Below are 14,866 nucleotides of genomic sequence, written 5' to 3' on the forward strand. Positions count from 1 at the left end.
GTATGGAGAGACGATATGCAATCGGTCTGGATTATGGAACCCTTTCCGTGAGAGCACTGCTTCTTGATATCGACAGCGGAGAGGAAGCCGGTACGGCAGTGTATGAATATCCTCATGGCGTGCTTTCAGGAACATTGCCGGATGGCAGTCCGATCCCGCCCGATTATGCACTTGCTGTTCCTGAGGATTATTTGTCTGGGTTGGGTCAGGTCGTGAGAGATTTACTGAGACAGACCGGTGTGCCGCCGGAAGCTGTGAAAGGGATTGGGCTGGATGCCACGTCGGCGACGGTGGTTCCTGTAGATAAAAGCGGTACAGCCATATCCATGCTGCCCGGTTTTGAAAGCAGTCCTCATGCTTATATCAAGCTGTGGAAGCACCACGGCGCGAAATCATATGCGGATAAGATGTACACTCTGGCAGACAACTGGAAGGAAGACTGGCTGACTCTTGTGGGAGGCAAAGTAAGATGTGAAGCATTTTTGCCGAAAACCCTGGAGACTCAGGGAAGTGATGAGGCTGTTTACAAATGCTGCCACACCTTTTTGGAAGCAGGAGACTGGCTGACCTGGTATATGACGGGCGAATGTGTCCGCAGCGAATCCATGGCGGGCTGCAACAGCTTCTACCAGCCGGGGATTGGATATCCGGACGAAGAGTTCCTGCGAAAAATCATGAAGGAGTCGGAGCCGGTTACCAGAAAGTACAAAGGCCGGTTTGTTCCATTGGGAGGCTGTGTCGGAAGGCTGACACAAAGGGCTGCGGACAGTATGGGACTTCTGCCGGGAGTACCGGTGGCTGCTGCTATGATCGATTGCCACGCGGCAGTGGCAGGCGCAGGGGCCGACCGGGTAGGCGACGTGACAGCTGTTATGGGAACAAGCGCCTGTTATCTGCTGAATTCACATACCGGAGAGGGAATACCTGGAATTTACAGCTGTACATTTGAGGCTCATATTCCGGAGATGTTTGGATATGAAGGAGGCCAGTCCTGTGTCGGTGAGTGTCTGGAGTGGTTTGTAGAAAATTGTGTTCCGGAAAGCTATGTGAAAGAGGCAAAGCAGGCGGGAATCGGTATTCACGAGCTGCTGCAGAGGAAGGCGGCTGCCATTCAGCCGGAGCAGTGCAGGCTGGTGGTTTTAGACTGGTGGAATGGTGTGAGAAGTCCGCTGATGCGTCCGGAGCTTACGGGTGTGATAACCGGCATGACTATTTATACGAAGACCGAGGAAATGTACCTGGCGCTGATGGAAGGAATCTGCTTTGGGGCTAAGGTCATACTGGATACCTTCCGTGATGCGGGACATTCAGTGGAACGTCTCATTGCGGCCGGCGGCATCCCGATGAAAAGTCCAATGATGATGCAGATGCTGTCTGATATCTGCGGCATGGAGGTGCGTGTATGCGAAAGCAGACAGAGCAGTGCCAGAGGAAGCGCGATTATGGGTGCTGCGGTGGCGGATGAGTGCGAAAAATCGACCAGAAAACTGAAAGACTGGATTCACAAGCTGGGCGCCGGGACGTCTGCAGTTTATGATCCGGATTATGGAAAACGGGCGGTTTATGAGAAAAAATACAGGAAATACATACGGTTAAAAGAAATATTTGAGAATATTGACAGCAATGATTAACAGGTGGGGGAGCTGTGTCATTTAGTAAAGTTACTGGGTTAGATCACTGAATGGGGTCTAACCCAGCATTGTAAGCTTTTTTATTTATGCAGTCCCATTTCCCTCAGAATTGCCATAACCTCCTTCGGATTGTCACAGGTAATCAGGGTAGCTCCGCAGCTGCGGGCCAGCTCTATCATTTCCCTGTTGTTGAACCGCGTCCCGGCCCAGGTATCGATGCCTTTACTTCTCAGAATTTCAAAATTTTTTCTGGTAAAATCCTCACAGACACATGCACAGTACAGAATATCATATACATCATTCCTGCCGTTTAATTCTCTCATAAGGGATTGGGGATAATATCCGTGCAGCTTGTAGCGGCCTTCGTACTTATTATGAATATACTGAAGAAGTTCGGCGCTGAAGGAATTCAGCACACATTTATCCCCTAACCCGTATTCCTCAATCAACGCGATCGCCTGGTCAGCAGCTTCAAAGGCCCTGCGTTCATTTCCTTCAGCAGGGTATTCCTTCAGCTCGAAATCATACATCATATCCGGATATTTTTTTGTGAGTTCAAGAAATTCTTCAAATAGCGGAACTTTCTCTCCCCTGTATGTCTCACTGAATTTGCAGCCCGCATCCAGTTCACGGATTTCCTTAAGGGTCATCTCACGTATGGCACCGGTTCCGTCCGTGGTCTGATCTACGGTAAAATTATGCATAATAACCAATTTCCCATCCCGGGACATTTGAATATCCAGTTCAATCATGTCCAGACCGGCCTCCATGGCATTCCTGAAAGAAGCCATGGTATTTTCCGGGCTTTCCACAGGATTCCCTCTGTGTCCTGCCACCCATATATTCGTTTCCGATTGATTCCAGTACATATTATTCTCCTCCTTTTTATATAAGCTGCTTTAAATACTCCGGAATGGTCCGGTAGTCGTCAATACACTGAAAAGGAACATCTGATAAATAAATATCCTCGTCGTTGCCTCCCAGCCCGTAATCATCCCCAAAATAGAGTATATCTTCATGGGTAAGACCTTCCGCTTTGCAGTACAGATCCAATGCATACAGCTTTGCATAGGGGTGGGGAACAATATCAAAGGATGAAGATCCCCCTACATAAACCTTATATTCCGGGAATAAATCAACAACCTGCGAGTAAACCTCTCTTCTTCTTGTACGGTCGGGATCATAGGAAAGCTTGTCCTTTATAGATGCCGCAGTTCCTAATATCGGAAAGGTAAGCATACCACTTTCATGGATCTCAATCGTATCCCCCTGATAAGAGGAGCAGCCCAGCTTTCTGCGCAGGGTATCCGCTCTCCTCACCGCAAGAGCATGATCCACGTCCACCCGGTTATCCCTCTCCAGAACAATCCGATTGTGGGGGGCGTCTTCTTTTACCGTTGCATACTGCATTCCATAATTTCCTATTATTTTAATCGGAAACCGCCTCATTTGTTTAAATATCCGGACACAGGAACCGGCGCCTACCATCAGCAGCGTATATCTTTTTCCCAGCTGGCAAAGAAGCTCTCTGTATTCCGGCGACAGGGGAGATTTGTGCTGTGTCAGGGTTCCGTCCAAATCAAAAGCAAGTACCTTGGTCGCATGTGGACTCATCTTCTTTCTCCTTTTCATAATATATTCAAAATGAAACTTGATTTTGTTTTTTGATCTCAAACTTCTTTTCGAATTGATTTTAAATTGAAACGTATTTGTTTCTAATTTTGCTATGATTCAAAACTATAAATGTAGTATAAATTGGTTTTCTTTATAAGTCAATCAATATTTTCAACAGTTTCGTACAAAAGATTATATAAGAAATTTACGAAAAATTTACGAAATAAAATTTATTTTTGTAAATCATTGACATTGAAATGTATAGGTGCTAGAATCAAAACAAATACTTACGAAGTTCGCAACTAAAACTCATATTTAATGTTTCGATTTTGGAGGATTTATCATATGACAACACAGGAAAAGAAAGAATTTATCATCAAAATGCTGGACACGCAATCTTCGGTCACCGTATCCCAATTAAGCGAAGCCTTCAAAATATCTGAGGTTTCCGTCAGAAAGCTTTTGGCTGCCATGGAGCAGGAGGGCGTAGTGAAACGGACATGGGGGGGCGCCATAAGCGCCTATGGGTCCCTGAATGAATTTTCCCATAAGGAAAAGGAATGGAAGCATACGGAAGAAAAACTTTCTATCGCTTATGCGGCTTACGACTGTATCAGTGACGGCGATGCGGTTTTTCTGGACTGCGGCACTACGACTACCCAACTGGCCCGAATAATCCGCAGCGGCTCCAAGCGAAAGATTCTGGTAGGCACCAATGCGATCAACATTGCCATGGAGCTTTCAGAGGCGGAGGACATTTCCGTTATTGTCATTGGCGGTAATTTCCGTCATCGAATCTTATCCTGTGTGGGCGCCTGGGCAGAGGAGATGATGAAGACTCTGTTTTTTGACAAGGGTTTCATCAGCGGGAATCATCTTACCCTGGAACATGGCTTTACCACACCTGATCTGCAGGAGGCCAGAATGAAACGGCTTATGATGGACTCCTGTAAGGAACACTATATTGCTCTGGACTACAGCAAATTCGGAGACGATTCCCTCGGTCTAGTCGCTTCTGTATCTGATCTGGATGGTATTGTTACGGATTGGCGCACGCCTTCGGAATTGATTGACCAGCTTCGGGACAGAGGCGTCAAGGTCGTACAGGGAAAAGAAGTGTTAAGTGCGATGGAGGGGAAGGATGTATGAAAAATAGAAAGCGGATCGCAAAAATAAGGCCATATATCATGATCGCTCCGGCTTTAGCGGGAATCCTGCTTTTTACCGTTTATCCGGTAATAAAGCTGGTGCAGCTCAGCCTTATGAACACTAACATGCTGAATCCTTCCAAAAGTAAGTTTATCGGTCTTGATAACTTCAAAAAGGTACTCAGCAGACCGGATTTCCATAAGTCCTTAAACAACACTGTTGTGTACACCGTAGCCGTAGTTCTCATTATAACGGTACTTGCACTGCTTCTTGCGGTATGGCTCAATGAGAAGAACACGAAGCTTAACCGCCTCCTTCAGGCAGCCATCTTCTGTCCTCATGTGGTATCCATTGTATCCATTTCTCTGATCTGGCTTTGGATGATGGAACCCAACTTCGGCTTGTTTAACTACCTGTTGAGGAAAATGGGCCTTCCCACCTCCGCCTGGCTGTCAGGCTCATCTACCGCGATGCCCTCCGTCATACTGGTATCGGTGTGGAAGTCCGTGGGATATGATACGTTGATTTTTCTGGCTGCCCTGCAGGGCGTATCGGCCTCTCTCTATGAAGCCGCCAGAATGGACAGTGCGAATAAAGTAGCCGTGTTTTTCAAAATCACCCTTCCAATGATTTCACCTCAGTTGTTTTTTACGCTGATAATCCGTACGATAAGCTCCTTCAAGGTCTTTGATACGGTGCGGATTTTAACCCAGGGCGGCCCGAACAACGCCACTACAACCCTGGTATACAGCATATATACAGAGGCTCTTTTAAATCTGCGGATTGGATACAGCGCCGCAATCGGGGTAATTCTTCTAATTATAATAAGCATACTGACAATTATTTACTTCTGGGGCTTTTCCAGAAAGGTACATTACCAATAGATTACAGGGAGGGATATTATGCGGCTCAAAAAAAGACTGATTAAAATTTGCGGCGTAATCATGAAATTGTTACTTTTATTTATCTTCGGATGGCCCTTCTTCTGGATGATTTCCACCTCCTTACAGTCGATAGACGAAGTAAACCGGGTTACGCCCACCTTCTTTCCGGCGGTACTCCAGTTCCGTAATTATCTGGATGCCTGGCATTCCGGTCCGGGCGGAAGCATGTGGATCTATCTGAAAAACTCCATCATTGTGGTAATCAGCGTGATTTTACTACAGATGGTGGTGGCAATTCCCGCCTCCTACGCCTTTGCAAAGTATGAATTTAAAGGTAAGAAGATTATATTCGGCTGCATCCTGATAGCTCTTATGATGCCTACACAGATTACTTTTTTACCGATCTATCTGCTGATGTCTAAGTGGGGGATGATAGACTCCCTGATTCCGCAGATATTGCCATTCATAACAAATGCATTCGCTATCTTCTTATTAAGGCAGTATTTTATGCAGGTAGAGAATGAATTGATAGAAGCTGCAAAACTGGACGGTGCATCGGAATGGAGGTTGATATTACAAATTATGATGCCTATGTCTAAACCGGCTTTGGCGGCCATCATCCTATTCAGCTTTGTCGGTCAGTGGAATGAATATTTCTGGCCGCTTGTCATGACCAATGCGGATAAGTTCCGTACGCTCCCGGTTGCCATCGCACAGCTGAAGGAGATGGAGGGGATGGCTAACTGGCAGATTGTCATGGCAGGAAATGCCATACTCGTTCTTCCGGTACTGCTGGTGTATCTGTTCGCTTCCAAACAAATTATGAAATCCTTTGCATACTCCGGGATTAAGTAAACCAAACATCACGAAAGGGGAAAGTATCATGAAAAGAAGGTTTTTAAGTATTTTAATGAGCAGCGCTATTTTAGCTGCTGCACTTGCAGGCTGTAGTAAGGCTCCGGCCTCCACTGCCACGGAGGGGACCGTTCCGGCGTCAACAGCGGAAACATCTGGAGAAGCGGAAAGTACCAGCAGCGCCCAGGCCTCCGGAGAAAAGAAAACCGTACAGTTTTGGCACTGTATGTCTGGAACGAACGGGGACTTAATCAGTCAGATGGTCAGCGATTTCAACAGTTCTCAGAACGAAGTAGAGGTGGTTGCCACCTTCCAGGGAAGCTATGCAGAAGCCGCTGCCAAAGCTGAACAGGCTATTTTCGCAGGCAACGCTCCCGATATTCTTCAGGTAGCCCAGGATAATGTAGGAAGGCTTGCTGTAAACGGCGCTTTTGCCGATTTACTCCCTCATATGCAAAAGGATTTCGTGGATGACAAGGATTTCGTGGATGCTTTTGTAAACGATGCTTATTATGACGGACAGTTGGTCGTGATTCCCTTCGGCCGCTCCGCACAGCTTCTCCATATTAATAAGACCGTCCTGGATGAAATGGGCTGTAAGGTCCCTACCACCTGGGATGAACTGAAAGAGGTTGCCAATAAGTGTACCGTTGTGGAAAATGGAGAAACCAAACGCTATGGACTGTCCGTTCCCTTTGACCAGTGGGAGTTTTTCGGCCTGATCCAACAGGCAGGCGGCGAATTCTTCAATGAGGACAAGACTGGACTTGGCTGTCTGGAGGACGGATCTGCCAAGGAGGCATTCAGCTTCATGAAGGATTTACAGGATTCCGGCGCTCTTTATTACAACGACCCTGCGAACGACCAGGATAACCAGATGTTTACCTCCGGCATGGCTGCAATGTCCATTAATTCTTCCGGCGCAATTACCTCCAGACTGAAAACTGTCGGGGATTCCTTTGAATACGTGGTAGCTCCTCTTGTAAAAGGCAAGATTGAATCCATGCCTACTGGCGGAAGCGGCTTTGGTATTCTTTCATCCAGCAAGGAACCGGAAGCAGCCTGGAAATTTATGAAGTGGTTTATTGAAGACGAAAAGGGCGGTCTTGCATTTGTCATAGGCTCCGGTTATCTTCCATTTACCAAAACAATGGCGGAGTCGGAGGCGATCCAGAAGCTTTGGAAAGAGAGCGATAACTATAAAATCGCATATGACGCCCTTCAGTATGGCGACGACAGCTACCGTATTGCCAACCTGACGCCTGTCATTGCGGAATTCAGAACCTGTATCCAGGCAATTATGCTGGATAACCAGGATATTGACCAGTCACTGAAAACCTTCAGCGATTCCGTAGATATTATCCTGAATGAGTAATATGTGATATACTCCCACTACTCAGCGCATGATTTTTTCTTGTCATCAGTTGCGGTCCGGCACAGGGCGTTTGATCTCCCCGTGTGCCGGGCCGCAACTCTTAATTATTTAAGCTTGGCGGTTAAATGTTGGTTCCTTTCGTGGGAGCGCCGGTTAGTCCGGCAGAGCTGGGTCTGTCTCTTTAAATAATGGAGGAAGCATGAAAAATACAATCAGTTCTTTAAGTTTTACCGGTCTTACCGGCAGTCAGACAGAGGAGCGCAAAAAATGTCTGCTGGATCAGACGGAATTATTTGTCATCGATATGGATGGCACCTTCTACTGCGGGGAAAAGATGATAGACGGCGCGCTGGATTTTTTGAAAGCGGTGGTGAAACGGGGAAAGCAGTTTCTGTTTTTCACAAACAACACGTCAAGGGCGCCGGAAGAGTACATAGAAAAGCTTCACCGCATGGGCTGCGATATAAGCAGATCACAGATTATGACAGCAGGGGACGTGACTATCCGGTACCTGAAGACTTATTACGGCGATCAGCGTGTCTACCTTATGGGAACGCCTCAGCTGGAGCGACAGTTTGCAGACGCCGGAATTCGGTTATCGGAGGATGACGCGGAGATCGTGATGACGGCCTTTGATATGACGCTGACCTATGAAAAGCTGGACAGAGGCTGCCGCCTGATCCGAGAAGGCGCCTCCTTTATGGCGACCCATCCGGACATCAACTGTCCGGTCGAGGGCGGCTTTCTGCCGGACTGCGGGGCCATCTGTGCGGCAATCACCCTTTCTACGGGAAGGGAACCGCGTTATTTTGGGAAACCCTATAAGGAGACAGTGGAGATGATCGTGGACAGCATGAAGGTTCCCGTCGGGCAGATCGGCTTCGTAGGGGACCGGCTCTATACGGATATCGCCACCGGTGTGAATCATGGAGGCAAAGGCTTTCTGGTTCTGACGGGGGAGACTGTGCCGGAGGATCTGTTGACATCGGCGGTGAAGCCGGACGCGGTCTTTGAATCGCTGGGAGAGATGGGGAAATATTTATTGCTGCATGAATAAGGGCAGCAGTTGCAGTGCATTTTTGACTTATATATATTGTGTCAACCCTCCCTTTATGGTATGATGTGGTCGATAAACAGTAGACAGGGTTGTGAAGGAACGGTTATCCGTGATGGAGGACCGGCCGCATGATCGGGCTGCCAGGAGGCAGGTCATGCGGCCGGCCTTTCTTGACTTTTTGGCCTGAAATAAGGGATGCAACCGCAAGTAGCATGAAAAAAATGGAATGCTACGTCAGGTTGGTGGAAGTGGCGGCCATGCAACTGTAGAATAAAACTATAAAATATATCCTACAGGAGGGAAAATATATGAGTTTTTCTGATAATTTACAAGTGTTGAGAAAGAGGAACAATCTGACCCAGGAACAGTTGGCGGAGCAGCTGGAGGTATCGCGGCAGGCGGTTTCCAAATGGGAATCAGGTCAGTCTTATCCGGAGATGGAGAAACTGTTAATCATCTGTGATATGTTTCACTGTGACATGGATTCCCTGGTCAAGGGAGATATGACACTGGAGGACCAGGCGGATGCTGCGGGATACGACCGTTTCATGAACAGCTTCTCCCATCGCATAACAGGCTGCGTTACATTAATTCTGGCCGCGGTCACGCTGATGGCTTTCCTGGATGGAATCGTTCATGAGGATATTCTGGCGATCTTTTTGATTGCGGTCGTGGGTGTGTCGGTGGCCGTTATGATTGTGACCGGCATCAACATGGAAGCATTTGAAAAGAAATATCCTCATATCCAGGATTTTTATTCGGAAGAAGAACGTTCCGTTTTTACCAGAAGATTCGGCATCGCCATCGCTTTTGCAGTATGTTTGATCCTGTTTGGAATCTGTGTGAATATCGCGCTGGATTCCATAAACATTCCTTTAAAAGAACAGTTTTCCGGCGGCTTTTTCCTGCTCTGTGTCACCATTGCGGTTGGTATGTTTGTGTACTTTGGAATTCAGAAGGAAAAGTACGAGGTCGAGGAATACAATAAGCGCCACGATGGGAGCAGAGAGAAAGGGGAGGCGATCGTGGGAAAGGCGTGCGGCGTCATCATGCTTCTGGCTACGGCTCTCTTCCTCTATCTGGGGCTGGCATGGGATATGTTTCGGATTGCCTGGATCGTTTACCCCATCAGCGGAATTCTCTGTGCCGTTGTAGCGGTGATCTGGGGGGATAAGAAGTGAGGGGATTAAACAGCCCCAAACCCTGTTTAAATCGTTTAAAAATAAACGAAAAAGATAATAAAATATCAAAATTTATTTTTTTCAATACATGAAGTCCGGATATTGATTACTGGTTTCCTTTGTGCTATGATGTGGACAAAATTAATTGTATACAAAATACAGCAGTGTTCCAAACAGCGAAAGGAAGGGATTGTCATGGCTGTTCATGTGATTGATGAAGCAAACAGATGTTTAAACTGCAAGAAGCCGATGTGTCAGCAGGGGTGCCCGATACACACACCGATTCCAAAGATGATCGAGGCGTTTAAGGAAGGCGATTTAAATCGGGCGGGAGATATGATATTCGCCAATAATCCCATGTCCTTAGTCTGCTCTCTGGTATGTAATCATGAAAATCAGTGTGAGGGCCACTGCATACTCGGCAGAAAAGGACAGCCGGTCCATATCAGCAGCATTGAAAATTACATTTCCGATACTATTTTTGATAAGATGAAGATTGAGTGTCAGCCGAGAAATGGAAAGAAGGTTGCGGTTATCGGCGCAGGCCCGGCCGGAATTACCATCGCTATCCTGCTGACAAAGAAGGGCTACAGTGTCACCATCTTCGATTCGAAGGATAAGATCGGAGGCGTCCTTCAGTATGGAATCCCCGCGTTCCGTCTGCCGAAGACGATCCTGGACCGCTATAAGAAGAAGCTGTTGGAGATTGGCGTGAAGATCAGGCCCAACACGGCCATCGGTACGGCGCTGGAGATTAAAGATCTGTTCCGGGACGGATACGAGAGCATCTTTATCGGAACCGGAGTCTGGAGGCCGAAGACCCTGGGCGTCAAGGGGGAATCCCTTGGAAATGTACACTATGCCATCGACTATCTGGCGAATCCGGACGCCTACGATCTGGGAGAACGGGTGGCGATTATCGGCATGGGGAATTCGGCCATGGATGTGGCCCGTACCGTGATCCGCCACGGTGCCCGTGAGGTGACCTTATATGCGAGAGGCCTTGCCAGCAATGCCAGTGAACATGAGACTGCCTACGCCAGACTGGATGGCGCGGCCTTCGAGTTTGGGAAACAGATTGCAGAGATCACAGACGACGGACCGGTGTTTGAAAATATACTTTACGACGAGGAAGGCAATCAGACCGGTGTCGATGAGAAGATGGAACAGATATACGCCGATTCCACGATCATTTCCATTAGCCAGGGTCCGAAAAGCAAGCTCGTCAATACGACGGAAGGGCTGAAGGCTTCGCCCAACGGCCTGTTGATGACCGATGAGAACGGCCAGACAACGATCCCGGGGATCTTCGCCTCCGGCGACGTGGTGCTGGGCGCAAGAACTGTGGTGGAGGCGGCCGCCTATTCCAAAGTGGTGGCGGAAGCCATGGATGAATATATGAGATGAATACATGAAATGCATATGTGAAATGGATATAGAAATGCACATATAAAATCGAACCGTCAGGCGTTATAAAAAAACAAGTGAAAATGGCTGCGTCAGAAAGCACAGAATATCTCATCGTACTTTCCGGCGCAGCCATTTTTATATCCACGAGCAGTGAGAGGGATAAATATACTCGCATATCGCTCCGTCTCTCCCCCGCGTGGGATTACTCCACGGTAATGCCCTGCGTTGACGGCGATCCGTTCCACTGGTTTCCGTCAGACCGGTAATACTGCCTCGTAACAGAACCGTCGGTTTTTGTGTAGTCTATGACAAAGACCTGTCCGGTTTCGATCCGCATGGGATAATTGCCATAGGGAAGCTGCTCTCCGGTTAAAGCACAGCCCTTAAAATCATCGTATGCATTGTCCAGGCGCCAGAATTCACGGGATAAATAATCCTTAAAGCCTGTTAAATCCTGTTTCCCGAAGTAGGAAGCCTCGTACTCTTTTCCGTTGACGGTGAGTTTGTCGGTTCGGACGGGAATGTCGTCTTTCACAGCCAGAACCAGGTTCTCCGAATGAATGACATCACCGTAATGCTCCTTCAGCTGGTTTGCCATGCATGGAATGGTGCCGGTGTTGTCCAGGGACTCGGGATTCGTGTGGGCGCCTCCGTAGATGCCCATAATGTCTATGTTATTTAACTTATCGTATTCCTGGATAAAGTTTTCTACCATCATGTTTTCACGGTAGACATCGTCAGAATGGTCGTAATAGTATTTTCCCTGTTCGATAACCTTCTGTGTAAACTGGTACTGCTCGGAGTTTTCCTGCCCGTTTTCTTTCAAATACGCCAGATATCGCTCTCCGGTCGAGAAGTACTGGTGTCCCACGTCGGTTCCGTGGAAAATGGTCTCGGGGCACTTTTCCTTAATTGCCTTATAAAATGGCCTGATGTAGGGATTGTGGGCAGCGGAGCCGTCCCAGTCATCGTAGATGGCATCGAGGATCTCGTCGCTGTCAGACTTCATCCACAGGTTTAAATATTCTGCGGTATAGTATGGAAGCTCCACAAATAAATGTCTCATATTTTGGTTGTGGTAATAATCGTTCCATATTTCAACCTCTTTATTCAGGATTTTTTCCACGCCATGTTCCTCACCGAACAGGTAGATCTGGCCGGCAGACGGAGCTGTGGAATCGACAGCGGACCCGGAAGAGGAGTTCTCGGCCGATAATGCTTCTGTTTGCGGTTCCGTTGTATCGGAAGCGGCGGTCTGCTGTCCGGCTGTATCGGAGGCCGGGGACTGCTGCGTGGCTGTCTGGGAGGAGGAATCCGCCGCCCCTGCCTGGCTTTTTGAGCAGGCGGTCAGGCCCAGGGCCAGAGTCAGGGCAAGGAAGGTGAGAACGCCTGTCTTTTTCATTATTCTTCTGAAGTGCATGATTTGGCACCTCCGTATCCGTTGAACCATACCCGTTCCTCAAACGGCTTCTTTTTGGCGTCCGGGCCGGGCTTTGCGGGATAACCCACCGGCATGTAGATGTAGACGGTCTGATCCACCGGCACGCCCAGTAATCTGCCCATCTTTTCTGCCCTTTCTCCGCGGATCTGTCCTTCGATCCACACCGTTCCAAGGCCCTTGTCGGCGGCAGCCAGATAGATGTTTTCAGCGGCAGCACAGTAATCGTGGACGTGGTAGGAAACTCCGCTGGGTGACATGGTGAAGCTGCCAATCAGAAGGATGGCGGCGGTGGCTCCCTTTGCCCATTCGTGGCTGTAGATATCGGCAAGTCCGGCCAGAAGCTCCGGATCATCTACACCGATCAGCCAGGTGGTCTGCAGGTTGCAGCCGGAGGGGGCTAAGTAACCTGCCTCCAGAAGTTCTGTTAAATCTTCCCGTGAAACGGGGGTGTCTGTAAAGGGGCCGCGAAAGCTTTTTCGTTTGCGGATTGCGTTCATAGTATCCATTGATTTATTCTCCTTTCCTGGTGGCATGTGGTTGATTTGGATCTGAAGACCAGTCATTCACTGCGGCGTCCGCGCGGTAGGTTCTTCTTTCTCCGTTTGATTTATGCAGATACATATGCTCGTCCGGATAGTAACAGGTATCTTCCGGATCTACGGTTCCGAGGTCGAGTATGTATAAGTTCTCTCTGCCGGAATTGTAGAAGGTGTGGGCGATGTTTTTGCCTGCAGGTTTTGCGAGAAAGTCTTCTGGTCCGACCGGATACGTCTCATCATTGAGGCGAAGAGTTCCGGTACCGGACAGGATATAGAAGAATTCTTCCTGACAGGAATGACTGTGGTACGTTGCGCTGAAGGCGCCTGGAGGAATGATGTCCAGATTGACGTAAAGACGTTCACTTCCAACGGATTTTCCCAGTTCTTTTGTGATAAGCCCGGCCGCATCTTTCCAGATGTAAGACTGATCTAAGGATCGGGAATTTCCAGTTCTGCTGTTTTCTGCTTTGTTTTTCATGAAGCTCCTTTTTTTATGTATGATTGATCTGCCGCGGAGGTCCGTATCCTGATATTAATCATAATGCTTTTTGGAGGAAAATACAACCGGAAACGCTCTTTCGCGAATTTAATGGTTATGGTATACTGAGACTATCATTTTACAGAAACGAGGGATTGATTATGAGACGACCGGAAACGGATTTACACCTGCATCTCGATGGTTCACTATCTATAGAGGTGGTAAAGACACTGGCGGATAGAATTGGATACGATTTTTGCGGGAAGGATATAAAGGGACTGCTGTCGGTAGGCGAGAACTGCGAAAGTCTGCCGGATTATTTAAAATGTTTTGATCTGCCGGGAATGCTGCTTCAGACGGAAGAAGCACTGGAATTGGCTTCCTGCGATCTGGTGAAACGGCTGGCAGGACAGGGGCTGGTCTACGCGGAGCTTCGATTTGCACCGCAGCTTCATAAGCAGAAGGGGCTTACGCAGGGACAGGCGGTGGAAGCCGTCGTGAAAGGCGTGAAGAAAGGCTGTCTGGAGACCGGAATTTACGCGGGAGTATTGCTGTGCGCCATGGTAAACGGCAGCGACGCGGAGAACGAGGAGACGATGGAGCTGGCGAAGGCGTATCTGGGAAGAGGCGTCGTTGGCGCGGATATCGCCGGACCGGAGGGCTTCGTTCCGATGGAGCATTTTGAAGGAATGTTTAAACGGGTGTATCAGGCCGGGGTACCGTTTACGATTCATGCCGGGGAATGCGGAGATTATGAGAATGTGGCGAGAGCCGTGGCGTTTGGCGCGAAGAGGATCGGGCATGGCTGTGCGGCCATTCAGTCAGAAGATTGCATGAGGCTGCTGGAACGGGAGAAGATCACCCTGGAGATGTGCGTGGTGAGCAATCTGCAGACAAAGGCTGTGGCCGGAATCAAGGAGCATCCTCTGAAGAAGTTTTTCGACAGGGGCATAAGAGTCACATATAATACCGATAATATGACGGTATCCGACACTTCCCTGGAGCGGGAGGCGGAATTGATTATGAGTGAATTGGGATTCCGGGAAGAGGAACTTAAGAAGATGAATGAGTATGCGGTTGATGGGGCGTTTGTGGAGGAAGAGGTGAAATGCAGGCTGCGAAAGCTGGTTTTAGGTGAGTAGGGAAGATGAGATTCGATAAGCTGGCTTACCGAATCTCATCTTCCGTTTTTGGCATCTGGCACATGGGGATAAAAAACCATTTGCATTTTTCGTCAAAAAATTTTATAATG

At 48.3% G+C, this 14,866-nt stretch carries 14 protein-coding genes; 9 read left to right on the forward strand and 5 right to left on the reverse strand.

Annotated features, from left to right (window positions below; translation table 11 throughout):
* Window positions 1-2: 2 nt before the first annotated feature.
* Entirely contained in the window at window positions 3-1,631 is a 1,629-nt protein-coding gene (locus tag H8S80_RS11535; RefSeq protein ID WP_117633358.1) for a ribulokinase, read from the forward strand.
* An 80-nt stretch (window positions 1,632-1,711) separates the two neighbouring features.
* Here the strand turns inward: H8S80_RS11535 and H8S80_RS11540 are convergent, their stop codons facing one another.
* Together H8S80_RS11540 and H8S80_RS11545 are read right to left on the reverse strand one after the other, a co-directional pair.
* Window positions 1,712-2,500 (reverse strand): glycerophosphodiester phosphodiesterase, encoded by a 789-nt coding sequence (locus H8S80_RS11540; protein ID WP_117633357.1) that lies wholly within the window; start codon window positions 2,498-2,500, stop codon window positions 1,712-1,714.
* 16 nt (window positions 2,501-2,516) lie between these two features.
* The gene (locus tag H8S80_RS11545; protein WP_117633356.1) at window positions 2,517-3,245 is read right to left on the reverse strand and encodes an HAD-IIB family hydrolase; all 729 of its coding nucleotides are present in this window, start codon (window positions 3,243-3,245) and stop codon (window positions 2,517-2,519) included.
* A gap of 345 nt (window positions 3,246-3,590) precedes the next feature.
* Here H8S80_RS11545 and H8S80_RS11550 point away from each other — a divergent pair, with 345 nt between their 5' ends.
* The 7 genes from H8S80_RS11550 (at window position 3,591) to H8S80_RS11580 (ending at window position 11,153) form a co-directional block, all read left to right on the forward strand.
* Complete coding sequence (locus H8S80_RS11550) at window positions 3,591-4,394, forward strand: DeoR/GlpR family DNA-binding transcription regulator (protein ID WP_117633355.1); 804 nt, start codon at window positions 3,591-3,593, stop codon at window positions 4,392-4,394.
* Window positions 4,391-5,278 carry a carbohydrate ABC transporter permease gene (locus H8S80_RS11555; RefSeq protein ID WP_117633354.1) on the forward strand — a complete coding sequence of 296 codons (888 nt, stop codon included), beginning with the start codon at window positions 4,391-4,393 and terminating at the stop codon, window positions 5,276-5,278. Before H8S80_RS11550 ends, H8S80_RS11555 begins: the two co-directional genes overlap by 4 nt.
* Before the next feature lie 18 nt (window positions 5,279-5,296).
* A complete protein-coding gene (locus H8S80_RS11560; RefSeq protein WP_117633353.1) occupies window positions 5,297-6,133 on the forward strand; it encodes a carbohydrate ABC transporter permease in 837 nt (278 codons plus the stop codon).
* Between the two features lie 28 nt (window positions 6,134-6,161).
* On the forward strand, window positions 6,162-7,508 hold the full coding sequence (locus H8S80_RS11565) for an ABC transporter substrate-binding protein (protein WP_117633352.1): 1,347 nt from the start codon (window positions 6,162-6,164) through the stop codon (window positions 7,506-7,508).
* 199 nt (window positions 7,509-7,707) lie between these two features.
* Window positions 7,708-8,565 (forward strand): HAD-IIA family hydrolase, encoded by an 858-nt coding sequence (locus H8S80_RS11570; protein WP_181988046.1) that lies wholly within the window; start codon window positions 7,708-7,710, stop codon window positions 8,563-8,565.
* Window positions 8,566-8,873: 308 nt separating this feature from the next.
* On the forward strand, window positions 8,874-9,746 hold the full coding sequence (locus H8S80_RS11575) for a helix-turn-helix transcriptional regulator (RefSeq protein WP_002602153.1): 873 nt from the start codon (window positions 8,874-8,876) through the stop codon (window positions 9,744-9,746).
* 195 nt (window positions 9,747-9,941) lie between these two features.
* On the forward strand, window positions 9,942-11,153 hold the full coding sequence (locus tag H8S80_RS11580; protein WP_117633351.1) for an NAD(P)-dependent oxidoreductase: 1,212 nt from the start codon (window positions 9,942-9,944) through the stop codon (window positions 11,151-11,153).
* A gap of 205 nt (window positions 11,154-11,358) precedes the next feature.
* On the opposite strand, the gene H8S80_RS11585 is transcribed toward H8S80_RS11580, so the two are convergent.
* The 3 genes from H8S80_RS11585 to H8S80_RS11595 are packed head-to-tail and all read right to left on the reverse strand — an operon-like array spanning window position 11,359 to window position 13,614.
* Entirely contained in the window at window positions 11,359-12,576 is a 1,218-nt protein-coding gene (locus tag H8S80_RS11585; RefSeq protein WP_117633350.1) for a hypothetical protein, read from the reverse strand.
* Window positions 12,558-13,103: a nitroreductase family protein gene (locus H8S80_RS11590; protein WP_117633349.1), complete on the reverse strand. Its 546-nt coding sequence runs from the start codon at window positions 13,101-13,103 to the stop codon at window positions 12,558-12,560. Before H8S80_RS11590 ends, H8S80_RS11585 begins: the two co-directional genes overlap by 19 nt.
* Window positions 13,104-13,107: 4 nt before the next feature.
* Window positions 13,108-13,614 (reverse strand): cupin domain-containing protein, encoded by a 507-nt coding sequence (locus H8S80_RS11595; RefSeq protein ID WP_002602157.1) that lies wholly within the window; start codon window positions 13,612-13,614, stop codon window positions 13,108-13,110.
* A gap of 161 nt (window positions 13,615-13,775) precedes the next feature.
* On the opposite strand from H8S80_RS11595, the gene add reads away from it, so the two are divergent.
* The gene (gene add / locus H8S80_RS11600) at window positions 13,776-14,756 is read left to right on the forward strand and encodes an adenosine deaminase (RefSeq protein WP_117633348.1); all 981 of its coding nucleotides are present in this window, start codon (window positions 13,776-13,778) and stop codon (window positions 14,754-14,756) included.
* Window positions 14,757-14,866: the final 110 nt, after the last annotated feature.

The organism is Hungatella sp. L36, from assembly GCF_014288035.1.